The sequence below is a fragment of the Micromonospora sp. FIMYZ51 genome (genome assembly GCF_038246755.1).
Taxonomy (GTDB): domain Bacteria; phylum Actinomycetota; class Actinomycetes; order Mycobacteriales; family Micromonosporaceae; genus Micromonospora.
Genome location: NZ_CP134706.1, coordinates 3,839,540 through 3,863,060 on the forward strand (window position 1 = coordinate 3,839,540; position 23,521 = coordinate 3,863,060).

The window sequence follows — 23,521 nt, forward strand, 5'->3', positions numbered from 1 at the left end:
CGTCGTACCGGCGCGGTCAGGCTGCGCTGTGGGCGTGCCGGGCGGCCCGCTCGGCCAGCCACAGCCAGCGCCGCTGCACCTCGCCGCTGGTGGCGGTGACCATCGCCAGGGCGTCGCCGCGTACCTTGCCCAGCGCGTCCGGGTCGGCCGTCGAGTCGTCCAGCAGGGCCGCGCCGTCACGGAACGCCTCCGCCTCGGTCGAGCCGCCGAACCGGGGGGCGACCTCGTCGCGCCAGAAGTCGGCCCAGGTCAGCTCCGGATTCCAGGTGAACCGGGCGTACGCCAGGTAGCTGATCTCGTTTGTCGGGTGGTAGGCGGACGCCTCGGCGAAGATGGTCAGCCCGCGCATGCCGGCGGCGGCGGTCCGGGTCGCCATGTCGGTGTACATCTCCGGCACCCAGGAGTGCCGCTGCCGGTTCCACTGTGATCCGGCGTGGGTGCGCAGCACGTTCGTGGTGTGCGGCAGCGCCGCCACGTGCTCGCCGGTCAGCCGGTCCCGGTTGTCGTACCAGAAGCCCCGGTTGACGCAGTACTGGTACGCCACGTCGTCGGGCAGGTCGGCCAGCGGCCGTTGCGCGTCGAGGTCGAAGATGTTGTCCCAGTACACCTCGACCAGGTGCCGCAGCGGCACCCCGGCCGGGCCGGTGCGCCGGGCGGTGTCCAGCAGGGTCGGATACACCGACCGCATCGCCTCGTACGACCAGGAGGTGCGCTCGCCGCCGGTGCGGGCGGCACACCGGGCGCAGGCACAGCTGCCGTAGTCGCCGGTTTCGAAGTTGATCCCGCCGACCGGCACGGTGTCCAGCAGCCAGTCGATGGCGTCCCGGTGCCAGGCCAGGTTCTCCGGGTGGGACGGGCAGGCGGCCATCATGTACTCGCTGGCCGGGAAGTGCAGGTCGCCGAAATCGTCGATGTCGAAGCCGACCTTCTTCGGCAGCTCGGCGGCCAGGTCGGGGCGTTGGCGCAGCCAGGTGGCGAGGTTGTACCGGTGCCGGCCGTCGAAGTAGATGCCGCCGTAGGCGTTGATGCCCACCCCGGCGATGATCCGCACACCCCGGGCGTTTGCGTACTCGCACAGCTCGCGGGCCGCGTCGACGCCGCCGTGGGCGTCGCGCAGCAGCCCGTACACCACGATCCCGCCGATCCGTTCGGCGCTACAGAAGTCCACCAGCCGCCGGTAGTCGGCACCGAAGGCGTCGGCCCCCTTCGCGTACGGGTTCAGCGCGCCGATCTCCTGCTGGCCGAGTTGGCGCAGGTCCCAGTTGGTGGAGTGGTCCCAGGTCCAGAGGGTGCGCAGCGGCAGCCCGGGGGCGCTCTGGTACGCCCCGACGGGCAGTCCGGCCGGGGTGGCCCGGCCCAGCAGGTCCCGCACGGCGTAGATCAGGCCGGCGAACGGGTCACCGGTGATCCGGATCTCGCCGGTGGCCGGCACCTCGACCCGGAAGGCACCCTCGGGAAGCGTCGGGTCGGGGGTGAACCGGACCGGTTCGGTGCCCTCCCGCAACGTCTCGGTCAGCAGGGTGGCGGCGAACGGCGCGTGTTCGGCACCGCGCACCTGGACGCCGGAGAGCTGGCGGTACGACATCATGACCTCCCGAGGGACTGCGGGGTGGCGGCGAGGTAGTCGACCACGTCGATGGCCGTCCACACCCGGTGTTGCCAGTACGGATCGTGTTCGACAAGGGCGCGGGCCGCCGCCGCGTCGGCGGCTCGCAGAACGAGGACGGAGGCGCGCAGGTCGGCGCGGGCGCCGGCGATCAGGGCGGTGCCGTCGGCAAGCAGTTTCCGGACGTACGCCAGGTGGGCCGCCCGGTGCGGTTCGCGGCGGCGGGCCGCGTCGGCGGCGAAGGCGGCGGTGACCAGCCAGGTCGGTTCGAATCTCACGTGTCCGCCCCGATCGCACCGACGAGGCGTTGCAGGGCCACCCGGTAGACGCTCTGCGGCCGGCCGGCGCCGGTGCTCACGTGCACCCCGACCTCCTCGGCGAACCCGGCCGCGCGCAGCGACTTGAGCAGCCGGCGCGCCGAGCGGGTTTCCACCCCGTACGCGTCGGCCAGCCCACGGGCGGTGACCTGGTTCGGGTCCATCTGGTGCAGGGCCTCCAGCAGCCGCCGGGTGGACAGTGGCCCGAGGCGGAGTTGCTCGGAGACCCGCAGCACGCCGGGGGCGGTTTCGCGCAGCCGCTGCTTGACCGCGCTTCCCCGGGTGGAGTAGATCTCCCCGTCGGGGAAGACCACGTGGGTGTCGCCGCCCCGGCCCAGGGCGAGCGCCTGGCGGGCGTTGGCCTCGGCGGCGGCGATTGTGGTGCCGGCGCCGAAGCCGACGATGTGTTCCCCGTCGACGCCGCGCAGGGTGAGCAGGGAGGCGTGCCCGGCCCGGTGCCGGGCGATGGCGCTCTCGACGGTGCCCCGGGTGGTGGTGATGACCAGGGTGCGGTCGTCGATGGTGTTGAGTCGCCCGCGCATCCGTTCGGCGTGCTCCAGCAACGCCTCGCGCAGCCGCAGGCGTTGCCGTTCGGCCTGGTACGGGTCCTGTGGCCGGTGCACCGACTCGGCCACCTCGATCATCATCACCGCGATCTGGGTGGCCCGGGACTGGCGTACCTCGGCGGCGAGCCAGGCCCGGCGCAGCGCGTCGCGTACCGAGGCGCGGGTGTGCTCGACGCGCCAGACCGGCACGCCCCGCTCCCGCAACTCGCGGTGCACCGCGCCGAGGCAGGTCAGGCAGGCTTCGACCGCCCCGGACTCGTACCGCTCACGGTGGTAGGCGGTGATCTCGGCCAGGCCGGAGAAGAGCAGGCCGGACGAGTCGGCGATCGGCAGGATGTCGGTGGGCGGGGTCAGTTCGATGTCGTGGTACGTCTCCCGGACGGTGTCCGCCTCGATGGTGTCCACACTGACCCGGGGCAGCCGCCCGCCACCGGCCAGCAGCATCCGGGACAGCGTGCGGTACAGGTCGATCCCGGCGTGCCGGATGTAGTCGATCTCGGCGCGCAGTTGGCCGCTGGCGGCGGCGAAGGCGTACGGGATGCGCCCGGTGAAGAGCAGCACCTGGCACAGGTCGTCGAGCTCGCGGGCCAGTTCGGGGGCCTGCTCGGGGTCCGTGTACGCGCGGGTGGTGACCTCCTCCGCGCGGCCTTCCCCGGCCGCCACCTCCTGCACGAGCCGGATCGAGTCCTCCGGGCCGATGATCCCGATCACGCTGCCGCCTCCCACGTCGTCACCCTCGTCGTCGGTCGGGCTGCTCAGCCGGTGTAGACGGTGCCGACGATGCCGGCGCTGGCCGGCGCGGCCAGCAGTGCCAGCACCGACGCCACGTCCTCGGGACGGCCCAGGGCCGCCTCGATCCGGGCCACCTGGGCGCCGTCGACGCCGTTGTCCCGCGCCTCGTCCAGCGACCGCCGCATCAGCGGGGTGTCGATGTCGCCGGGACAGAGGGTGTGCACCCGGATCCCGCGTGGGCCGAGTTGCCGGGCCAGCGTCAGCGCCAGGCCGTGCAGTCCTCCCTTACTCGCGCCGTAGGGTACCGACCCGGATCCGGTCAGGACGCCCGCCTTGGAGCCGACAAGCACCAGCACCGGATGAGCGCCGGTCAGGTGCGGCACGGCGTGTTTGGCGACGAGGAACGGCCCGGTGAGGTTGATCGCGATCACCTGCTGCCACAGCTCCAGCGGCAGTTCGGCGACGTCGGTGCCCTGCCCCCGCATGACGCCCGCGACGTGCAGCACCGCGTCGATCCCGCCCAGCTCGGCGACGACCGCGTCGAGTGCCGCACCGACCTGCGCCTCCACGGTCACGTCCACCGGGTGGGCACAGGCGGTCGCCCCGGCGGCCCGGGCCTGCTCGGCGGCGCCGGCCGCGCCGTCGGCGTCGGCGTCGAGCACGGCGACGGCCGCGCCGGCCGCGGCGACCGCCCGCACCGTGGCCAACCCGATGCCGGAGGCGCCGCCGACGACGACCACCCGGCGGCCGGTGAGCAGGCCCGCCACCGGGGCGACCTCGGTCACCGGCGGACCGTCCGACGGACCGCCTCGGCCACGTCTTCCGCCTCGGGCACCACGGCCTTCTGGAGCGCCGGGGCGGCCGGCATGGGCACGTCCGGCGCGGCCACCCGGGCCACCGGGGCGCGCAGGTCGGTGAAGCACTCGGTGGCGGCCCGAGCGGCGATCTCCGCGCCGAAGCCGCCGGTCAGGTTCGCCTCGTGCGCGACGACCAGCCGACCGGTGCGGGAGATCGAGGCGCCGACGGTGTCGAAGTCCAGCGGGTTGAGCCAGCGCAGGTCGACCACCTCGGTCTCGATGCCCTCCTCGGCGAGCTGGTCGGCGGCGGCCAGGGCCGCCGGGACCATCCGGGACCAGGCCACCACTGTGGCGTCCCGGCCGTCCCGGACCACCCGGGCCCCGCCGACCGGTTCCACCGGCGCGTCGGTGCGCACCGGGCCCCGGGTCGGGTAGAGCATCCGGGCCTCCGCGACCACCACCGGGTCGTCGCTCACCACCGCCGTACGCAGCATCTGGTAGGCGTCGTCCGGGGTGGACGGTAGCGCCACCCGCAGCCCGGGGGTGTGCGCGAAGTACGCCTCGATCGACTGGGAGTGCTGGGCGCAGGCTCCCGGCGAGTACCCCTGCTGCATCCGGATCACCAGCGGCGCCTTCCACCGGCCGGCGCTGGCATAGCGGATGTTGGCGATCTGGTTGACGATCTGGTCCATCGCCACGAAGGTGAAGTCGGCGTACATGATCTCGGCGATCGGCCGCAGTCCGGTCATGGCCGCGCCGAGCGCCATGCCGAGGAACCCGGTCTCGGAGATCGGGGTGTCGAAGATCCGGTCGGAACCGAACCGCTTGTGCAGTCCCTTGGTGGCGCCGAACGGGCCGCCGGGCAGGGCCACGTCCTCGCCGAAGTAGACGGTGTCGGACCGGCTGTCCAGCGCCCAGGTCAGCGCCGCGTTGACGGCCTGGATGTACCGCAGCGACTCAGACATAGACGTACTCCTTGACGGTCGCCGGGTCCGGGTACGGCACGGCGCGGGCGGCGGTGACGGCGGCCTCGACCTCGGCGGCCACCTCGGCGTCGATGGCGTCGAGTCGGGCGGTCAGGTCGGCGGCGGCGGCGGCCCGGATGCGGGCCAGCGGCTCGCGTTCCCGGGCGGCGGCGACCTCGCCGGCCGGCCGGTAGTGCTGCACGTCGCCGCTGTAGTGGCCGACCAGGCGCTCGGTCATCGCTTCCACGATGGACGGACCGGAGCCCTCCCGGGCCCGGGTGACCGCGTCGCCGACCGCCTCGGCGACCGCGTCGGGGTCGTTGCCGTCGACGACCCGGCCGGGGATCCCGTACCCGGCGGCCCGCTCGGCGAGTTGCCGGATCCGGACCATGTCCTCGATGCGCGACATCTCCGAGTAGACGTTGTTCTCCACCACGAGGACCAGCGGCAGGTCGAGCACGGCGGCAAGGTTGATCGCCTCGTGCACGTTGCCCTGGTTCATCGCGCCGTCGCCGATGCTTACCACCGAGACCGCGCCGCTGCCGGTGCGCTGCGCGGTGAGCGCGGCACCGGTGGCGATCGGCACCCCGGCGCCGACGATCGAGTTCTCCCCCAGGAACCAGCGGCCGGGGTCGGACAGGTACGGCGAGGCGGCCCGGCCGCCGTTGATGGCCGAGTCGCGGCCCATCATCTCGGCGAACAGTCCGGCCATGTCCACGCCCCGGGCCAGCGCCCAACCGTGCCCGCGGTAGGTCGCGGTCACGTGGTCGCCGTCGCGCAGCGTACGGGCCGCGCCGACCGGGATGGCCTCCTGGCCGTTGCACAGGTGGATCGAGCCCGGGATCTCGCCAGCGTCCTTGAGGGCGGTCAGCCGCTCCTCGAACCGGCGGATCCGGGCCATCGCCCGGTAGTCGTCCGGCAGACCCATCACACCCCCTCAGATGAATTAGAGCCCTATTGCGGCTCGTTCGGATTGGAGCCTAGACCAGGGACATCAAGCTATGGAAGAGTGCATGAGCAAGTTTGTGGCCGTTATAGGTCTCTAATTTGGGGGCAGCATGGAGATCACCGCCGTCGAGTCGGTGGTGCGGGGTGACGCGCACTTCGTCGCGGTGCACACGTCGACCGGACTGGTCGGCGTCGGACAGTCCGCCTGCTGGGGCTATCCGACCGCCGTGCACGCGGTCGTGGAGTCGTTCCGGCCGTACCTGCTCGGCGCCGACCCGAACCGGATCGAGCAGCACTGGCACCACCTGTACCGGATGGGCCCGTTCCGGGGGTCGGTGCTCACCGCCGCGGTCTCCGCGATCGACCTGGCGCTGTGGGACCTGCTCGGCAAGCGCCTCGAAGTGCCGGTCTGGCAGCTGCTCGGCGGCCGGGTCCGCGACCGGATCCGGCTGCACCTGCTGCTGCCCGGCACCGGCGCGCCGGCCCTCGCCGAGCAGGCCGCCGCCGCGGTCGCCGACGGGTTCACCGCGGTGAAGTTCGACCCGCTGCCGGCGAACTACGGCGACCTGTCGCTGGCCCGGCTGGTCGCCGAGACGGAGGCGACCACCGCCGCCGTCCGCGACGCGGTCGGCCCCGACATCGACCTGCTCGTCGAACTGCACCGCAAGCTCACCCCGTTGCAGGCCGAAGCGGTGGTACCGGCGGTCGGCCGGCTGCACCCGCTGCTGGTGGAGGACCCGATCCAGATCGACAGCGTGAGCAGCCAGGCCGAGGTCGCCCGACGCGCGCTCGGCGTACCCATGGCCAACGGGGAGCGGCTGCACACCATCTGGGAGTTCAAGGAGCTGCTGGCGCAGGGCGGTGCCCAGTACGTCCGCCCCGATCTCGGTCTGGCCGGCGGCATCAGCCACGCCCGCAAGATCGCCGCGCTGGCCGAGTCGTACCACGCGGCCGTGGTCAGCCACAACTGCCTCGGGCCGCTGCTCACCATGGCCTCGGTGCACCTGGACACGGCGATCCCGAACTTCGTGACGCAGGAGTACTCCCCGCTGGACGACCTGCTCGCCGACGGCCCGGCCCGGGCCTGCGTCCGCCGCCAGGGCGGCTTCCTGCCGATCCCCGAGGCGCCCGGTCTCGGCGTCACCCTGGACCTCGCCGACGAGACCCCACTGGACCTGACCGGCCGTCCCCTCACCCGGATCCCGTACCGCGCCGACGGCTCCATCGCCTACGCCGTCTAGGTGCAAGGAAGGGCCCCCTGTTAACGCCTGGTGTATAGCAGGGGGCCCCGGTTAACAATCCGCCGCGATCCCCGCGTGGTGAAAGACCGGGTACGCCCAGAGCGGCTCGCCGTCAGCGTCGGCGATCTCGGCGAACAGGTGCGCCAGCGAGGCCGTCCACCGGGCCTGCACCGCCGACGCGCCGGTGACCCGGCTGGCGTGCTCGAAGCCCCACCGGGTACGCAACACGCAGATCAGCAGCAGCCCGTGCCGGTAGATGTGGTAGTCGTACACGCCCGCCTCGTCGAGCAGGGCGGCCATCTCCGGCCACAGCTCGACGTGCCGGCGCTCGTACTCGGCTTCCGCGCCGGGGCGCAGCCGGTACAGATGGCACACCTGGATCCCCGGCCCACGGGCCGGTCCCGCCCCCGATCCGGTGCCAGGATCGGGGACGGGACCGGGGTGACCCGCATCCGGACACCGCGGTGTGCCCGGATCGGGTCGATCCAGCGGTGCGCTCACTTGCCGGAGCCGGCGAGCGCGCCGGAGACCAGCTGGCGTTGGAACACCAGGTAGATGATGAGCACCGGCAGCAGGGCCACGATCAGGCCGGCGCTTACCAGCGGCACCGACACGTCGTACTGGCCGCTGAGCAGGGACACCCCGACCATCAACGTCTTCGAGTCCGAGCCGCCCATGATGACCAGCGGCAGCAGCAGGTCGTTCCACATCCAGACGAAGTTGAAGATGGCCAGCGCCGCGAGTGCCGGGGTGGCGATCGGGGCGAGCAGCCGGAACAGGATGGTGAAGTGTCCGGCCCCGTCGACCCGGGCCGCCTCGATCAGCTCGTCGGGCACCTGCTGGAAGTAGCCGGCGAGCTGGTACGTGCCCAACGGCAGGCCGAACGCCGCGTACGCCAGGATCAGCCCCTGGTACTCCCCGGACATGCCCAGGTCCAGCACGGTCTGGTACAGCGGGTAGATGATCGCCTGGCTGGGAATGGTCAGGGTGATGATGATGAACAGGAACACCAGCTTGCCGCCGCGGAACCGCAGCTTGGTCACGGTGTACGCGACGAGCATCGCGGCCAGCACCGAGAGCACCAGGCCACCGACCGTGGTGATGATCGAGTTGAGCAGCAGCCGGGGCATGTTCATCCGCTTGAACGCCTCGACGTAGTTCTCGAAGGTGATCCCGGCCGGCAACCCGAGCGGGTCCCGGGCGAATCCGGTCTGCGTCTTGAGCGAGCTGACCACGGTGAACAACAGCGGGTAGAGCGCCGCCACCGCGACCACCACCAACGCGAAGACCAACAGGTAGCGCCCGATCTGGGCGGAGTGTCGTCGGCTCATCGCGGCTTCCGGGTCCCCTCTTTGAACATGTGCCGCACGCTGAAGATCGACAACACGGCGACGAAGACGAACAGGGCAATACCGATGGCCGAGCCGTACCCCCGGTCGAGGAACTGGAAGGTGGTGAGGAAGACCAGGTACTCGGGGAGCATTGTGGCGTTGCCGGGGCCACCCTGGGTCAGCGCGTAGATCAGCGGGAAGAGCCAGATCAGTACGCCGGAGGCGCAGAGCACGCTCCAGTACGCCACGGTCGGGCGCAGCATCGGCACCACCACGGCGAAGAGTCGCCGCCAGAACCCGGCACCGTCGAGGTACGCGGCCTCCAGCACCTCCTCCGGAATGGTGGCCAGCCCGGCCAGGTAGGTCATCACGCCCAGGCCGAAGAAGCTCCACAGCGCCACCGCGACAAGCGAGAAGAGGGCGCTGTTCTGGCCGTTGAGCCACTCCATGGCCAGCGGTTCCAGCCCGACCGAACGCAGCAGGGCGTTGATCGGCCCGTCCGGGGAAAGGATCTGCCGGAACATGATGCCGACCACGATCGGCGCGATGGTGTACGGGACGAAGTAGACAGCCCGGAAGAACTTCCAGCCCGGCGCCCGTTGGTGGATCAGCACCGCCAACACCAGCGGCACCACGATCCAGACCGGCAGGGTGGCCACCACCAGCAGGGCGTTGCGGAAGCTGGCCAGCACCACCGGGTCGTCGAACATTCGGGTGTAGTTGTCGAACCCGGCGAAGGAGCTGTCGCCGAACCCACTTGAGGATTCGAAGCTGGTGATCACGCCCCGGATCAGCGGCACCAGCTTGAAGGTGACCGCCAGGGCCATTGCCGGCAGCACCAGCAGGGCACCGAACCACCACTCCCGGGCGTGCCGGGGCCGCCGGCTACGGCGTACCGGCGAGGGTGGGGTCGTCGCGACGGCCGGCTCGGCGGCCGGCGCGGTGGAGATGCTCATCGGGTTGTCCTCCCCCGGGCTGTCGGGTGGGGTGGCCCCCGGCCACCCCACCCGCGTGCGACTAGTTGCCCTGCTTCTTCGTCGGGCTGCGCTCCAGCGCCTGCTGCATCTGCTCGGCCCACTTGTCGACGGTGAGCTGGCCGAGGGTGATCTGCTGCCAGCCCCGGGCCAGCGCGTCGGCCTCCGGGCCGGAGAGCATCACACCGGCGTGCAGGGTCGGCTCGGCGATCAACTCCTGGATCTTCTTGAACGCCGGCGACGAGGGCAGCAGCGCCGGGTCCACGTTCTTGTTCAGCGGCTGCCCCTTGGCGTACTTCACCCAGAGTTCGCCGTTCTCCTTGCCGGCCAGCCAGCTGATGAACTTCAGGCCGGCGTCCTTCTTCTCGCTCCACTTGGTCACGCCGTAGACGGCGCCCTCGATGCCGGAGAACTTGCCGGCCAGCGGCGCGGACGGGTTGATCGTCGGCCACCGGGTGACGCCGAGCTTGTCGTCGCCGAGGGCCTTGCCGAACGCCTCCCAGTTCACCGCGTCGGAGATGATGGTGCCGGCGAAGGCGGCGTCACCGCGCTGGAAGATGTCGGCACCGTCGGGCAGCATGGTGATCGACGGGGCGTTCTTGTTGGTCCAGCCCTTGGTGGTGATCTCGGCAAGCTTCTCCAGGACCTGGACCAGCTTCGGGTCCTTCCAGGACAGGGTGCCGTTGAGCAGGCCGCGGATGTCGTCCTCGGTCAGGTAGTTGCGGGCGATCTCCGGGAAGTCCCAGTACGCCGGGAAGGTGCCGGACAGCCCCAGCGCCAGGCAGGTCTTGCCGGCGTTCTTCACCGCCTCGCAGGCCGCGCCGAAGTCGTCCCAGGTGGCCGGCGGGTTCTCCGGGTCCAGCCCGGCCTCGGTCAGCACGTCCTTGTTGTAGTAGAGGACGTTGCCCTGGTAGGAGAAGGGCACGCCGTAGCAGGGCTTGCTGGTGTCGAACTCCTCGCAGGCACCGCTGTAGGTGACCAGATCCTTGTTGATCTCGGCCGCCTTGTCGCCCAGCGGCGTGTACGCCCCCCGCCGGTCGAACAGTTCCAGCCCGGCGTTGTTGGCCATCACGTCCGGACCGGACTGCGAGGTGATGTACGGCCCCTGCACCTCGGGGTACTTGTCGAACGGGACCGACTGCAACTCCAGCTTGATGTCCTGGTGGCTGGCCTCGAAGGCGGTCTTCACCTGCTGCCAGTACTCGGTGCCGCCCGGCTCCCAGGTGAGCACCTTGAGGGTCACCGGACCGTCGGCGGCGGCGTCACTTCCGCCGCCACATCCGGCGAGCAGCGCGGCAGTGGCCACACCGGCGGCTAGGACGCCTGTCAATCTACGTCGAAACATCGGCGCAAACTCCTGTCAGGAGAGGGGTTCGGGGGAAATCCGACGGGGCGCGCCACCGGCGGCGGCACTGTCGGCCATGGCCGTGGCGACCTGCACCACGTGCAACCCGTCGGCGAGCGGGACGACCGCCGACGACTCGGTGCCGGTCACCTGACCGACGAAGTGGCGCAGTTCGGCGGCGAGGGCACCGCCGCCGTCGACCGGCGAGAGCAGCCAGTCCGGCGCCTCGGTCTGCTCGCCCTGGACGAGCAGGGTGGGGTGGCTGAGGTCGACGTGCGCGACCCCGTCGGTGCCGTACACCTCGACCAGGTCCGAGGTGTGGTTGGGCGTGTGTTCGGGCAGGAGGTAGCTGTTGCGGATCGACGACACCACCTCGTTGGCGTGTCGAAGTTCCGCCCACACCAGGACCGGTGATGCCGATCCGGGTCGGGTCCGGGCCGCCGCACGGACCTCGACCACCGGCGACTGGGCGTACCAGATCGCCAGGTCGATGTCGTGCACGGCGGTGAGCAGGGCCGGGTGCTCGTCGGGAAAGAGCCGGCTGAGCGTGCGCGGCCGGTCCCGACGGGAGGAGACGGCCAGCACCTGTCCGAGCGCGCCGGCCCGGACCGCGTCGTACAGCGCCCGGTGTGGGGCGCTGTGCCGCAGGATGTGCCCCGGCTGGCAGATCACCTCGTGGGTGCGCGCCGCGGCGACGATCGCGGCGGCGTCGGTCACCGTCGCCGCGAGGGGCTTCTCGACCAGGACCGGCACGCCGGCGCCGAGCAGGGCGACGGCGACCGCCCGGTGCGCGGGACCGGGCACGCACACCGAGGCCGCCTGCGGCGCCCCGGCGGCGAGCAGGTCCTCGACCGTGCCGAAGGTGCGCGGCACGTCGTACTCGGCGGCGACCCGCTGCCGTACGCCGGGATCCGGGTCGACAAGCGCGGTCACCGCGACTCCGAGGGACCGGTACGCGGCCACGTGCCGCAGCCCGAACGCGCCCGCCCCGACCACGGCGACCTCGATGCGTTGGTGCCTCATACCGGCAGCGCCGCGGCGGTCGCGTCCGGCCCGGACGGGGTGGGGGCCGGCACGGTCGGGTTGGCAGCCACCGGGGCGGTGGCGAGTCGTCCGTCGAGCACGGCCCGGGTGAGCCGTTCCAGCGCGGCCACGCCGACCTCGAGGCAGCGCTCGTCGACGTCGAAGGCACCGGAGTGCAGTGACGCGCCGCCCCGCTCACCGGTGACGCCGAGCTTGACGTACAGGCTGGGACCGAGCGCGCCGAGCAGTGCGAAGTCGTCGGTGGTGAGCGGCGGCACCGCGAGGTCGGCCACCTCCACCAGGCCGGGCAGTTCGGCGTGGGCCAGCGCGACCAGTTCGGCCGCGTTGCGTACCGCGGGCATCTCGTTGGCCCAGGTGAAGCGGACCCCGAGGTCGAGCGCGGCGGCCTGCTGGCGGGCGACCCGCTCGATGACCGTCTTGAGCCGCTCGCGGGTGCCCTCGTCGAGGGTGCGCAGCGTGCCGGTCGCCTCCGCGTACCCGGCGACCTGGCTCTGGCTGGCGCCACCGGCGATGGTGCCGATGTTGAACGCCACCATTTCGTCGGCGTTGCGGGCCCGGGCCACCGCGGCGTGCAGCAGGTTCACGATGCCGCTGAGACCGAGGATCGCGTCGCGGCCCAGCGCCGGGGTGGCGGCGTGCGCGGCCCGACCGAGTATCTCGATCCGGAACGCGTCCTTGGCCGCCATCGCCGTGCTGCGGTCCACGCCGAGCGTGCCGACCGGCAGTTGCGGCCAGCAGTGCAGGCCGAGCACCGCGTCGAAGCGGCGACCACGCAGCCCTTCGTCGGCGAGAGCGGCGGCGGCGCCGGACTCCTCGCCGAACGGAATCTCCTCGGCGGGCTGGAACAGCACGGCCAGGCCGCCCCGAGCCGGTGGTTCCGCCGCGAGCCGGGCCGCCACGCCGTACGCGACGGTCATGTGCACGTCGTGTCCGCAGGCGTGACAGACCCCGGCGTTTGCCGACGCGTACGGCTCGGTCTTGGTGTCCTGAACGGGATAGGCATCCATATCGGCCCGAAGGAGAACCATCGGCCCGGGAAGGGCCCCTTCGAGTTCCAGGAGCAGCCCCGTGCCGGCGATCCCGGTACGTACCCGGCCGAGCGGCTGGAGCTTCGCGGCCAGCGTTGCGGCCGTCTGCTGCTCAGCAAACCGCAGCTCCGGGTGGCGGTGGAGCTGACGCCTCAGCCGTACCAGCTCATCAACCCCGTCAAGTCCCCGCACCACTCGGTCCACCCCTCGCTCGCGGCCTGCAATCCGGACCTAATTGAGACAAGAACCTAAATCAGGGGGGTGGCCACGTCAATAACCAGCCAAAATTTGGGCTATGGTCCGTGACCATGGACCGCGCTGACGCCCACCTGCACCTGTTCGCGCACGGCTACCCGGGCCGGTACGGGCGCTCCCCCGCCGGCGGCGAGGAAGTCGCCATGTACCAGGATTTCCGCCGGGTGCACGGCATCGACCGGGCGCTGGTGGTCGGCTACGAGGGCGAGGCACGCTTCGCCGGCAACAACGACTACCTGGCCAGCCTCACCGCCACGCACCCCTGGATCGCCCCGGTCGCCTACGTCGCACCGGACGGCCCGACCGACGGGCAACTGGAACGCTTGTGGGCCGCCGGGTTCGTCGGGGTGGCCGCCTACCTGGTCGACGCCGACCAGGCCGACCGCTTCGCCACCTGGGTGACCAGGGCGAGCGCCCGGCTGACCGCCGCCGCTGCGCTGATCAGCCTCAACGCCACCCCGGCCGCCGCCGCCCGGCTCGGCACCGCGCTCGCCGGCCTGGACGCCTGCCCGGTGCTCTTCAGCCACCTCGGGCTACCGGGCAGCCGGCCCGCACCGCCCACCCCGCAGGCGGCCACCGAGACCCTGCGACCGCTGCTCGACCTGGCACGGCTGCCGCAGGTCGGGGTGAAGATCTCCGGCCTGTACGCGGTAAGCGAGCCCGCGCACGCCTGGCCGCATCCGGCCGCCCGTCCCTTCGTCGAGCTGCTGCTGGAACACTTCGGGACCCGCCGGCTCTACTGGGGGTCGGACTTCCCGCCCAGCCTGGACCACGTCTCGTTCAGCCAGACTTTGGAACCGGTCGGGCTGGAGCAGCTGCGCCCGACCGAGCGGGCAGACGTCTTCGGGGCGAACCTCCGACGCGCCCTCGCCCACCACCGGGCCCGGCCAGCGGACGGCCAGGACCGCCCCGCCGACTGACGGAGCCCGGCCAGCGGGGTGGTCAGAACCGCCCCGCCGACTGACGGAGCCCGGCGAGTGCGGCCAGGACCGGCCTGCCGACTGACGGAGCCCGGCGAGTGCGGCCAGGACCGGCCAGTCGGCAGCAGGGTCGGTGGGCCGGCCGGGGCACAGTGGCCGGGCCGGCGCGATCACTCCAGCATGCTCAGGCCGGCGGTGGCGGCGCCCCGCTCGTGAACGATGCCCGTGATCCGCTTGCGGGCGTCGGCGAACTGCGCGCGTTGTTCGGCCGGCAGCGACTGGTCGTTTGTCGCGGTGCTCAGGTCGACCACCCGGGCGGCCGGGTGGTACTGCATCCAGGTCGGCAGGACGTTCACCGCGGTCACCTCCCAGCGGCCGGCGGGGTTGCGGCTGAAGGTGAACTCGGGGACCACCGCGTCCTCCGTACCCCAGTGCAGGGAGAGAATGTTGATCTCCGCGCCGGCCGCGCGCGGCCGGCCTGCCGGGCATCGGCGGCTGCCTGTTCGCTGAGTTCGGGATGGACGAGCAGGTCACCGGCGGCCACCACGGTGAGGGTGGCCCGGGTGCCGGTCGTCTCCGACGAAGGCCGGTTGTCCTTCTTCGTCGGGGCGCTACAGGCCGCAGCCAGCCCGACGACGAGCAGGATGCACCCGGCCCGCATCCTTTTCCCGCACGAGATTCGCCTTCTTGCCATGAGAAGAATTCTTATTTCACCCGGGCGGGGGATCGGCGAACCGGGAAATGTCCCCCGAACGAGGGACGGAACTGTCCGGTACGCGTCACCGTTCCCGCTGGGCGGTGGCCTTACCGCCGTGCTACGGCTTAATAACAGACGCATGCTGACCAGGCATTTTACCGAGAACACAGCCCCGCGGCGCGAGGGCTGAGAAGTGACGCTCAAATCGCATCGAGGTCGCTGGGAAGCCCAGTAGCCGTGGCTCGACGTCAACGAGTCTTACGATCCACACCTTTGCCTACCGACGCACACGCGGCGGCCCCGCCGATCCAAGAGAGAAGGTGACTTTGGTGGCCGTCAACTGGTACCTGAACCGAGCCCTGACCAACTTCCGTAAGGCCGTCGACGCCGCGTACCCGAACCGGGACAAGCGCTCCGACGGCACCATCGGGGATTCTGCTCACCAGGGAAGCTTCAGCGATCACAACCCCGATCCCGACGGTTCCGTGGATGCCTGGGACATGGACGTAGAGGTCAACGGGGTCGGCAGACCATACCGGGAAGATGTCGAACGCCTCAAGAAGGTCTTCGAGGAGCACGAGTCCTCGCAGTACTGGATTCACGATCGCCAGATCGCCAACCGCAGTTTCGGGTGGGAGCGTCGGATCTACACCGGCAGCAGCCCGCACACCGCGCATGTCCACTGGAATACCCGGGAGAGCCACGAACGCTCCGAGCGGCCGTGGGTCATCCCTGGCGCGACGGGAGGAGTCCCCCTCATGTTCTGCAAAATCAATGATCAGAATAACGCCGTAGCCGCGTTGCAACGCCAGCTCGCCACCCTCGGCTACTACAAGGGTGCGATCGACAGCCACTACGGCCCGGCAACCTCGGCAGCTCTGCTCGCGTGTCGCAAGGCGATGGGAAGCACGGTCAGCAGCGGCGACACCTACAGCCCTGCGGCATACGAGCAGGTATTGCGGGCGTACGTGCAGCGTTTCGCGGGCAAGCCGGGCGACTCGGGCCCGCCTGGTGCCCCTGGTCCGGCGGGTCCGCCCGGCCCTTCCGGCCCGTCCGGCCCGCCCGGCAACTGGACCCCCGAACAGGTGCTGCGACTGATCGCGGACACGCTGAGTGAAGCTACCTGAACTGATCCGGGCTCACTGGGAGGAAACATGGAACCCGCACCGCTCCCGCCCGCGCCGGATGCCCGAACGCTACGCCGGCTGCGGCTCGGCGTCGGGGCGCTCGGCATCGCCCTGCCGATCGTCCTCCCGGCCGGTCATGCCCTGGCCACCGGAGGGTTCGAGTTGCTCAACTCGATCAGCAGCTACTACCACAGCGACATGCGGGACGTCTTCGTCGGCAGCCTCTGCGCGATCGGGGTGTTCCTGGTCAACTACCGGTACCGCCGCCTCGACGACGTGCTGAGCACCATGGCCGGCGTGCTCGCGGTGGTGGTGGCGCTGGTGCCGACCTCCACCGACGCCCCGCCCGCCGCCCTGGCCGACGGGGCGTTCCCGCTCGGCCGGGTGCACGGGGTCGCCGCCGGGCTGCTCTTCGCGATCCTCGCCCTGTTCTGCCTCTGGCGGTTCCCGATCAACGGCCCACCGAGCCGCGGCGCCCGGGTACGCAACGCCGTCTACCGCAGCTGCGGGCTCGCCATCCTCGCCGCGATCGCGCTCGGCGTGGCGAGCAACGCCCTGGCCGAGCCGGTCCGCGAGACGCTGCGACCGTTCTTCTGGTGCGAGGCGGTGGCGGTCTTCGCCTTCGGCGTGGCCTGGCTGGTCAAGGGCGAGGCGATGTTCCACCGGCCGCCCGGTCCGGCCCGCCGGCCACAGCCGCTCGCGGCCGACCAGCCGGCGACCGCGCCGTCCTGACCGGCACGTCCACCCCACGACGTGGTGGCCAGGGGGCCGCCGCGCGGCGATCCCCTGGCCACCGTCACCTCACTCGAACAACGACAGGGTCAACGTCGAGGTGTACGAGCCGGCGGCGACATCGGCCGGCGTACGCAGGAACAGGTCGGCGTTGACCGTGTACGCGCCACCCGCGACGGCACCCGAGTCGAACGTCGAGACCAGCAGTTCCTGGTCGACCAGACCGACGTTGTTACCCGGCTGGGTCGGCTCGTCGATCACGGTCACGACCTCCTCGCCCTCGCTCACCAGACCGGTGTCGCCACCGTCCAGCAGCCGCGGCTTCCAACCCAGGTGGCCCGCGCCGATCGGATCCTGGCCGGCGCTGCCGACGAAGTCGGTCGCGCTGCCCAGCACCGCCCAGGCGGCGTTCTCGGGCACCTCGTCCGTCGTGCGGGTGTCGGTAACCGTCACCGTCGGCAGGGTGCCGACGAACTGGCGGACCAGCAGCGTCGAACCATCCTCGGCCAACGCCACCGAGTCACCGGCGATGGAGAGCGCCAGCACCCCCGGTTCCTTGATCTCCTCGATGTCGACGGTCACCGACACGTCGGCGCTGTCCCCCGGCTCGGCCGCCGCCGGTGACGCCATCGCCACCGAACCGGCCAGCATGGCACCCGCGGCACCGGCCGCGAGCAGCCGCTTACGACTCCATGTGTTCATGCGATTCTCCGTTGTTGCTGACAGTTACAGGGCTGGACGGGGGTCGGCGCAGTTGACGCCCGCGTACTCCTTGGTCACCACGGTCGTCACCGCCTCGCCGCTTAGCGTTCCGGTGGCGCGGACGGTGGCCGAGCCGGCCGAGACCGCGGTCGCCCGGGTGTTGAACTGCTGGAAGGCGTTCGCGCCCGGCGCGACGTTGGCGACGGACTTGGTGCCGTACGCGCTCTCCAGGGTGATGGCCACGGCCGAGTCGTGGTCGTTGAACGCCTGCACCCCGAGGTACGCCTTGCCCGCCACACACCGCACCTGCACGGTGGTCGTCAGCGGCAGTTCCTGCGGGTCGTACAGCTTCTGCTTCCGGTAGTTGTCGCCGGTGCCGTCGGGCAGGTAGCCGTTCTCCACATTGCCCTGCGCATCCACCGAGAACCAGTGCAGAGTCGTGCCGGCCGGCAGGGTAAGCGTCTCCCCGCCCTCCCGGACACCGGCCGAGCCGTAGAGCGTGGACTCCAGCGTCGGACGGGTGCCATCGACGGTGTAGAAGACCGCCGCCGGTTCGCTGGTGGAGAAGGTCACGTCGACCATGCCGGCCGTGGCGCTCCCCTCGACCTGCACCGAGCTGGTCGGTGCCACCTCGTCCGTGTCGTAGTCACGGGCCACCCGCAGCATCTCCACCAGGCCGTTGGAGAACTCCATGGTCTCCTCGTGCGCGGAGGCCCAGGTCGGCTGGAAGGAGGTGCCGACCTCGAAGTTCCAGGCGTAGATGCCGTACTTGTACCAGAGCATGTCGCCGGAGTTGCCGGCCGCTGAGTAGAGCACGTCCGCGATCGGACCGGTACGCGCCGGGGTGACGGCCAGGTTGCGGTGCCGCTTGATGGCGGTCAGGATCCGCGACGAGGCACCCCAGAACAGCGACTCCTCGGCCAGGGTGGGCCGCGGCGCCGAGATCCGGCCCGGAGTGGCGTACGAGCCGGGCGACCACATGAAGTAGTTGCCCGAGGAGTGCAGGTTCATCGAGAACTTGATGTTCCCGCGCGAGGCCAGCCAGTCGACGTTCTTGTTCTCCGGCTCCGACAGCTCGCTGGGCCCGGCGTACGTGCCGCTGGTGCAGCTGGCCGAGGCACCCGAGTAGCCGTCGAAGAGGCTGTACTCGGTGTAGTTGCGGTTGTTGTCCACACCCCACGAGGTACGGCCGAGGAAGTCCCCGGACTCCTGCGGCGTGCAGTGGTTGGTCATGTTCTTACGCTGCGAGTTGAAGTCGTAGAACGAGTAGTGCCCGCCATCCGGGTTGATCGACGGCGCGATCCAGATGTCCAGGTTGTCCACCAGCTCGCGGGTGTTCGCGTCGTTGGCGTAGTTGCGCAGCAGCCGCTCGGCCGTCTCGATGGTCACCAGCGGCGGCACCCACTCCCGGGCGTGTTCCTGGGCGTACGCCAGCACACCGAGCTTGGAGCCGTCGCGGTCCTTGCCGATCCGGATGGCGTACACCGGGTGCGGGTCACGGGAGACCGATTCCGGTGCGGAGAGGCCGTCCGACAGTTGGGTCGGCGCGGCCGGTGCGACCACGCCCGCACCCGCGTTACCCCGGTAGGTGTACGCCTTCAGCAGTGTCCCGGCCTGCTCGTTGAGCGCGGCGGCGACCTCTGCGGCGGTGCTGGTGACCGCGCCGCTGCCATCGGTGGCCAGACCGACGCGGACCTGGTTGTCGGTCACGGTCACCGTCAGCGGCGAGTCGGCGGCACCGGGGTTGGCCAGTTCGACCGTGATGTCGTTGCCGCCCTCGTGACCCCAGGCCAGCGAGTCCACGCCGACGCGGCTGGCGTTGGCGGTGCCGAGCACGGCCTGGGCCTTACGCCGGTAACCGTTGGTCTTGTACGGCAACTCGACGATCTCCGACAGCGTCGGGTACTGCTCGGCCAGGGCCTTGATCCGGTCGTACAGCTCCGTCGGGGTCAGGTAGCTGGTGACGAAGTCCTTCTGGTAGCCGGGACCCTCGGGGCCGTCGCCTTCGATGGGCAGCCACTCGGTCACCTTTGCCACCGCAACGTCACCGGTGGGGCTGGTGATCCGCACGTACTCCGGCTTGCTGGTCACGTTCGCCGCGCCCCGGTGGTACATGTAGACCCCGGCGTCGACGAAGCGGGTGATGTTCTGCGACCCGCCGGAACCGATCTCGGTGCCCGGCCCGCTGTCCCGCTGCACGGTGAGTGCGGTGCTGGCCGTCTGGCCCTGCGCCCACTTGGCCTCGACCGACAGCACCTGGGTGGTGCCGTTGGTGTAGTAGTCGGCACGGATGATCTTGACATCGGAGACCGAGGCGGCCGAGCGGGCCGCGCGGTTGGGCGCGAACTCCTGGTTGTCAGCCAGGTGCGCGGCGATCGTCGCCTCCCGCTCGGCGATCCGGTCCTGCGCGTCGGCCGGTGTGTAGAGCACCTCGCCGAAGGTGAAGCCGGCGGCGGTAAGCGCGGCGACCTCGTTTCCGGTCACCACGGCGTGCACGACAATCCCGTCCTCGTGCTGGTGGACGTGGTGGTCGAGGTCGACACCGGTGGCCACCAGCGCGTCCAGCTCGGCGTGGTCGGCCACCAGCACCTCGACCACGTTGGCCTGCTCGTCGGCGAGCCGACCGAGGTCGGCGGGGGTTTCGCCGACGGGTGCGGCGGCCTGCGGCAGAACGGCCGCCGCCGGGCTGACCAGCAGCAATACGGCGGTGCCGGCGGCCACGGCCGCCGATACGGGTAGTCGGTGACGCCACCGGGAACGGGTACGGAATCTGGGCATGAGGCTTGTGGCCCCTCTTCTCGGTGTGCGGCACGGACGGGGGTTCGCGCGGCCCACCCCGCTGCCCTCAGCCCCGTGAACAGCAGGACGGCGCGCCCGGCGACGACACCGCCCGCAGCACCGATTACACAGCGTCGCCACCCGGCACATAGGAGTGATCAGGTTGCGAACATCTTTCGCCCGGCGAAGCTGATCTGTCAATCATCCCAAGTAGTGGACAGGTGAGGCCGCACACCTCTTCCCAAACAGCCCGCGACCTGCGTTTGGCCTACCGGCAGACTGGAGACATGAGCCTGAGGCTCGAAAACGAGGGGGGATCACGCGTGTCCGAGAACGCCGACCGACCAAGCTACGACACCGACCGGCCAGACGAGGTCACCGACCCGCTGCTCTGGCGCCTCGCCCTGGATGTCGCCGACGCGCACGCGCCCGACGAGCAGGGCGGCTGCGTACATCTGATCTGCGCTGACCAGGAGTGGCCCTGCGGGCCGTGGCAGCAGGCCCAACGCGCACTCGCGCTGGCGCAGGGCGGCTCGACCGACGAGGCGGAGCAGCCGCAGGCGCCGCAGCACCCGCAGCGCGGTGGCTGGCCGGCCGCAGTGCCCGCCTGGGCGGCCGAGCGGCCCGGCCGCGAGTCGGCCGCCGCCTGACACCACGAACGGGAGGCTGGTCCCGCCGCCGCAGAGGGTGCCGGCAGTTGTCAATGTAGCGTTGACAGATGCTCGATCCGCTGGACCGCCTCGCCGACATCTCGTCCGCCCGGGAGCGGCTGGACGAGACCGAACTCGACCTCATCGATCGGGCCCGGCAGGCCGGTGCGACCTGGACGCAGGTCGCCGAGGCGCTCGGGCTGGGCAGTCGGCAGGCCGCCGAGCAACGCCGCCAACGGTTGGCCGCCGCCCGGCAGGCCCGTCGGGCGGCGGCCGACCGAAGCTGGCCGGCCGAGGTGGCAGAGCTCCGGCGCATCCTCGCTGGCCTGCACCGATGGATCGACGCGGACCGCCGCTGGGACGACCGCTTCCCCCGGGCCGCGCTGCTGCGGCGGACCACCGCGCTCGCACTGGCGGCCGAGCCCGGCGGCCTCTACGACCTGGCCCGGCACGTCGCCACCGACCTGGCCCACTCCCGACCGGGACTACCCAGGCCGGTACGCGGCGTAGCCCGGGAACTCGTCGCCGCGCTGTCAACGTTACGTTGACACGAGCCGGTCAATCTTGCCTTGCCCAGACTCAGGACTGAGGCTATGAGTCACCTCGACTCAATCCTGGGAGCGGCTCGTGCGACGCAACGCGGTCCTGTTCGTGCTGGTCTCGCTGCTGTCCGGCTTCGGCGGCAGCACCGTGGCCCTGGTCACCGGCCTCTGGATTTTCGACCTCACCGGTTCCCCCAGCCTGGCCGCGCTCGCCGCGATCTGCGTGTACGCGCCCACCCTCGCCGGCCCGTGGCTCGGCGGCCTCGTCGACCGGCTGCCCCGACGCCCGATCGTCATCGCCGCCAACCTCACCCTGGCCGCCGTCCTGCCCACCCTGCTGGCGGTCCGCGGGCCCGATCAGGTGTGGCTGCTCTACCTCGTGTCCACGATCTACGGCGTCGCGTACGTCCTGATCGACGCCGGCGAGAGCGCGCTGCTGCCCGCCGCCCTGTCCCCCGCCGAACTCGGCAACGTCAACGGTTGGCGCTCCAGCGCCCAGGAAGGCGTCAAACTCGTGGCCCCGCTGGCCGGTGCCAGCCTGTACGCCTGGCAGGGCGGTCCCGTCGTCGCGCTGCTCGCCGCCGGCCTGCCGGCGCTGGCCGCCGCCGGTTACGCCGCGTTACGCCTGACCCGTACGCCGCCAGCCGCCGCGCCCCGCGCCCGGGGCGTCCGGGCCGGTTTGACCGTGCTCTTCGGCTCGCCGGCGATCCGGCTGCCGGTGTGCCTGGCCACCGTCGCGATCGGACTGTCCGGCTTCGGCACCGCCGCCGGATACGCCATCGTCACCGACGTCCTCGGCCTGCCGATCACCTTCCTGGGCGTGCTGGTAAGCGCCCAGGGTGCCGGTTCGGTGGCCGGCGGCGTGGTCGTCGGCCGGCTGATCGCCCGCTTCGACCCGACGGCCGTGGCCGTCGCCGGCACCGTGCTCTTCGGCGTGAGCTGCCTGGGGCGGTGCCTGCCCTGGTGGCCGGCGGTGGTGGCCGCGTCGGTGGTGGCCGGAGTCGGCCTACCGTGGGCCCTCGTCGCGGCCGTCACCGCCGTGCAGACGCACAGTCCCGACGCGCTGCTCGGTCGGGTCGCCGCCACCGCAAACACGGTCATGTTCGGGCCGATCGCGGCGATGAATCCGCTCGGTTCGGCCGCCGTGCTGTGGGGCGGTCGACCTCCGCTGCTTCTCGCCGCAGCCGGCTGCCTCGCCGCCGGGGCACTGGCCTGGCGTACCCGCCGACGCGCCGCACGCGCGGTCCCGGCCGCCGCCGTACCCGTGCCCGCCGGCAGCGACTGACCGCCGGCCTTCGGGGAGGTGCCGGTCGACGCAGCGATGCCGCAGGCCGCCGTCGCGATCGTGGACAGCTCAGTCGGCCGGCGGCGCTGCGGCGCCGCCGGCCTTCCGAGCGACGAGCGCGTACTCGGAGGCGGGGGTGGTGTCGTTGCCGTCCGGACGCCACTGCGAGCAGGTCACCACACCGGGATCGAGGAGGTCGAGACCTTCGACGAACCGGGTGATCTCCTGCGGAGTGCGGACCGCCATCGCGGCGCCGCCACCGGCCCGCCACGACTCCATCGCCCGGTCGACGGCCTCCGGGTTAACCTCCCGGGTGGGATGGGAGATCACCAGGTAACCGCCCACCGGCAGCGCGTCGACCAGGTGCCGGACGATCCGGGTTGCCTCGTCGTCATCTACGACGAAGTTCAGGATGCCCAGCAGCATGATCGCCACCGGCTGGGTGAAGTCCAGGGTGCGGCGAGCCTCGGCGAGAATTCGCTCCGGGGCGCGCAGGTCCGCGTCGATGTAGTCGGTGGCGCCCTCCGGCCGGCTGGTCAGCAACGCCCGCGCGTGCACCAGCACCATCGGGTCGTTGTCGACGTAGACGACGCGGCACTCGGGCGCGACCGCCTGGGCCACCTCGTGGGTGTTGTTGGCGGTGGGCAGGCCGGTGCCGATGTCCAGGAACTGTCGTACTCCCGCCGTACCGACCAGGTGCCGCACCGCGCGGCCGAGGAACTCGCGGTTGAAGCGGGCCGACTGCACCAACTCCGGCATGAACGCCAGAACCTGCTCGGCGGCTGCCCGGTCGGCGGCGAAGTGGTCCTTGCCGCCGAGGAGGTAGTTCCACAGCCGGGCGGAGTGCGGCACGCTGCTGTCCAGTTCGACTTGACTGGTGGCGCTACGCGAGGAGGCTTCGGTCACCGGAACTCCAGGTGAATTCGTCGGGTTGGTCGA

At 71.3% G+C, this 23,521-nt stretch carries 23 protein-coding genes; 7 read left to right on the forward strand and 16 right to left on the reverse strand.

The features are described from left to right. Positions 1-16 precede the first annotated feature (16 nt). The 6 genes from QQG74_RS17415 to QQG74_RS17440 are packed head-to-tail and all read right to left on the reverse strand — an operon-like array spanning position 17 to position 5,911. Complete coding sequence (locus QQG74_RS17415) at positions 17-1,588, reverse strand: hypothetical protein (RefSeq protein ID WP_341715826.1); 1,572 nt, start codon at positions 1,586-1,588, stop codon at positions 17-19. Beyond that, on the reverse strand, positions 1,585-1,884 hold the full coding sequence (locus QQG74_RS17420) for a YciI family protein (RefSeq protein WP_341715827.1): 300 nt from the start codon (positions 1,882-1,884) through the stop codon (positions 1,585-1,587). The genes QQG74_RS17415 and QQG74_RS17420 overlap by 4 nt, the downstream gene beginning before the upstream one ends. Then, positions 1,881-3,215 carry a hypothetical protein gene (locus QQG74_RS17425; protein ID WP_341715828.1) on the reverse strand — a complete coding sequence of 445 codons (1,335 nt, stop codon included), beginning with the start codon at positions 3,213-3,215 and terminating at the stop codon, positions 1,881-1,883. Before QQG74_RS17425 ends, QQG74_RS17420 begins: the two co-directional genes overlap by 4 nt. Before the next feature lie 29 nt (positions 3,216-3,244). Beyond that, positions 3,245-4,006, reverse strand: a complete 762-nt coding sequence (locus QQG74_RS17430) for an SDR family oxidoreductase (RefSeq protein WP_341715829.1) — start codon at positions 4,004-4,006, stop codon at positions 3,245-3,247. Next, positions 4,003-4,983 carry a transketolase C-terminal domain-containing protein gene (locus QQG74_RS17435; protein WP_341715830.1) on the reverse strand — a complete coding sequence of 327 codons (981 nt, stop codon included), beginning with the start codon at positions 4,981-4,983 and terminating at the stop codon, positions 4,003-4,005. The genes QQG74_RS17430 and QQG74_RS17435 overlap by 4 nt, the downstream gene beginning before the upstream one ends. Continuing rightward, the gene (locus QQG74_RS17440; protein ID WP_341715831.1) at positions 4,976-5,911 is read right to left on the reverse strand and encodes a thiamine pyrophosphate-dependent dehydrogenase E1 component subunit alpha; all 936 of its coding nucleotides are present in this window, start codon (positions 5,909-5,911) and stop codon (positions 4,976-4,978) included. The genes QQG74_RS17435 and QQG74_RS17440 overlap by 8 nt, the downstream gene beginning before the upstream one ends. Positions 5,912-6,041: 130 nt before the next feature. On the opposite strand from QQG74_RS17440, the gene QQG74_RS17445 reads away from it, so the two are divergent. Continuing rightward, the gene (locus tag QQG74_RS17445; protein ID WP_341715832.1) at positions 6,042-7,172 is read left to right on the forward strand and encodes a mandelate racemase/muconate lactonizing enzyme family protein; all 1,131 of its coding nucleotides are present in this window, start codon (positions 6,042-6,044) and stop codon (positions 7,170-7,172) included. 51 nt (positions 7,173-7,223) lie between these two features. Here the strand turns inward: QQG74_RS17445 and QQG74_RS17450 are convergent, their stop codons facing one another. The 6 genes from QQG74_RS17450 to QQG74_RS17475 all read right to left on the reverse strand — a co-directional run bounded on the left by QQG74_RS17450 (position 7,224) and on the right by QQG74_RS17475 (position 13,089). Further along, on the reverse strand, positions 7,224-7,547 hold the full coding sequence (locus tag QQG74_RS17450; RefSeq protein WP_341715833.1) for an L-rhamnose mutarotase: 324 nt from the start codon (positions 7,545-7,547) through the stop codon (positions 7,224-7,226). Between the two features lie 122 nt (positions 7,548-7,669). After that, the gene (locus QQG74_RS17455; protein WP_341715834.1) at positions 7,670-8,503 is read right to left on the reverse strand and encodes a carbohydrate ABC transporter permease; all 834 of its coding nucleotides are present in this window, start codon (positions 8,501-8,503) and stop codon (positions 7,670-7,672) included. Further along, entirely contained in the window at positions 8,500-9,459 is a 960-nt protein-coding gene (locus QQG74_RS17460) for a sugar ABC transporter permease (RefSeq protein WP_341715835.1), read from the reverse strand. Before QQG74_RS17460 ends, QQG74_RS17455 begins: the two co-directional genes overlap by 4 nt. Before the next feature lie 61 nt (positions 9,460-9,520). Then, positions 9,521-10,822 carry an ABC transporter substrate-binding protein gene (locus tag QQG74_RS17465; RefSeq protein ID WP_341715836.1) on the reverse strand — a complete coding sequence of 434 codons (1,302 nt, stop codon included), beginning with the start codon at positions 10,820-10,822 and terminating at the stop codon, positions 9,521-9,523. A gap of 15 nt (positions 10,823-10,837) precedes the next feature. Further along, positions 10,838-11,845, reverse strand: a complete 1,008-nt coding sequence (locus tag QQG74_RS17470) for a Gfo/Idh/MocA family oxidoreductase (protein WP_341715837.1) — start codon at positions 11,843-11,845, stop codon at positions 10,838-10,840. Further along, positions 11,842-13,089 (reverse strand): M20 family metallopeptidase, encoded by a 1,248-nt coding sequence (locus tag QQG74_RS17475; protein ID WP_341715838.1) that lies wholly within the window; start codon positions 13,087-13,089, stop codon positions 11,842-11,844. The genes QQG74_RS17470 and QQG74_RS17475 overlap by 4 nt, the downstream gene beginning before the upstream one ends. Positions 13,090-13,202: 113 nt before the next feature. Between QQG74_RS17475 and QQG74_RS17480 the strand changes: the two genes are divergently transcribed. Further along, positions 13,203-14,069, forward strand: a complete 867-nt coding sequence (locus tag QQG74_RS17480) for an amidohydrolase family protein (RefSeq protein ID WP_341715839.1) — start codon at positions 13,203-13,205, stop codon at positions 14,067-14,069. A 170-nt stretch (positions 14,070-14,239) separates the two neighbouring features. Here the strand turns inward: QQG74_RS17480 and QQG74_RS17485 are convergent, their stop codons facing one another. Then, a complete protein-coding gene (locus QQG74_RS17485; protein WP_341715840.1) occupies positions 14,240-14,482 on the reverse strand; it encodes a hypothetical protein in 243 nt (80 codons plus the stop codon). A 613-nt stretch (positions 14,483-15,095) separates the two neighbouring features. Here QQG74_RS17485 and QQG74_RS17490 point away from each other — a divergent pair. Together QQG74_RS17490 and QQG74_RS17495 are read left to right on the forward strand one after the other, a co-directional pair. After that, the gene (locus QQG74_RS17490) at positions 15,096-15,893 is read left to right on the forward strand and encodes a peptidoglycan-binding domain-containing protein (RefSeq protein ID WP_341715841.1); all 798 of its coding nucleotides are present in this window, start codon (positions 15,096-15,098) and stop codon (positions 15,891-15,893) included. A 27-nt stretch (positions 15,894-15,920) separates the two neighbouring features. Then, the gene (locus QQG74_RS17495) at positions 15,921-16,625 is read left to right on the forward strand and encodes a DUF998 domain-containing protein (protein WP_341715842.1); all 705 of its coding nucleotides are present in this window, start codon (positions 15,921-15,923) and stop codon (positions 16,623-16,625) included. A 69-nt stretch (positions 16,626-16,694) separates the two neighbouring features. On the opposite strand, the gene QQG74_RS17500 is transcribed toward QQG74_RS17495, so the two are convergent. Both QQG74_RS17500 and QQG74_RS17505 read right to left on the reverse strand, forming a co-directional pair. After that, entirely contained in the window at positions 16,695-17,327 is a 633-nt protein-coding gene (locus QQG74_RS17500; RefSeq protein ID WP_341715843.1) for a hypothetical protein, read from the reverse strand. Positions 17,328-17,351: 24 nt separating this feature from the next. After that, entirely contained in the window at positions 17,352-20,048 is a 2,697-nt protein-coding gene (locus QQG74_RS17505) for a M14 family metallopeptidase (protein WP_341715844.1), read from the reverse strand. Positions 20,049-20,428: 380 nt separating this feature from the next. Here QQG74_RS17505 and QQG74_RS17510 point away from each other — a divergent pair, with 380 nt between their 5' ends. The 3 genes from QQG74_RS17510 (at position 20,429) to QQG74_RS17520 (ending at position 22,582) form a co-directional block, all read left to right on the forward strand. Then, a complete protein-coding gene (locus QQG74_RS17510) occupies positions 20,429-20,755 on the forward strand; it encodes a hypothetical protein (RefSeq protein ID WP_341715845.1) in 327 nt (108 codons plus the stop codon). Positions 20,756-20,823: 68 nt separating this feature from the next. Further along, complete coding sequence (locus QQG74_RS17515) at positions 20,824-21,303, forward strand: hypothetical protein (protein ID WP_341715846.1); 480 nt, start codon at positions 20,824-20,826, stop codon at positions 21,301-21,303. A 79-nt stretch (positions 21,304-21,382) separates the two neighbouring features. Next, complete coding sequence (locus QQG74_RS17520; protein ID WP_341715847.1) at positions 21,383-22,582, forward strand: MFS transporter; 1,200 nt, start codon at positions 21,383-21,385, stop codon at positions 22,580-22,582. Positions 22,583-22,651: 69 nt separating this feature from the next. Here the strand turns inward: QQG74_RS17520 and QQG74_RS17525 are convergent, their stop codons facing one another. After that, positions 22,652-23,488 carry an SAM-dependent methyltransferase gene (locus QQG74_RS17525; RefSeq protein WP_341715848.1) on the reverse strand — a complete coding sequence of 279 codons (837 nt, stop codon included), beginning with the start codon at positions 23,486-23,488 and terminating at the stop codon, positions 22,652-22,654. Positions 23,489-23,521 lie beyond the last annotated feature (33 nt).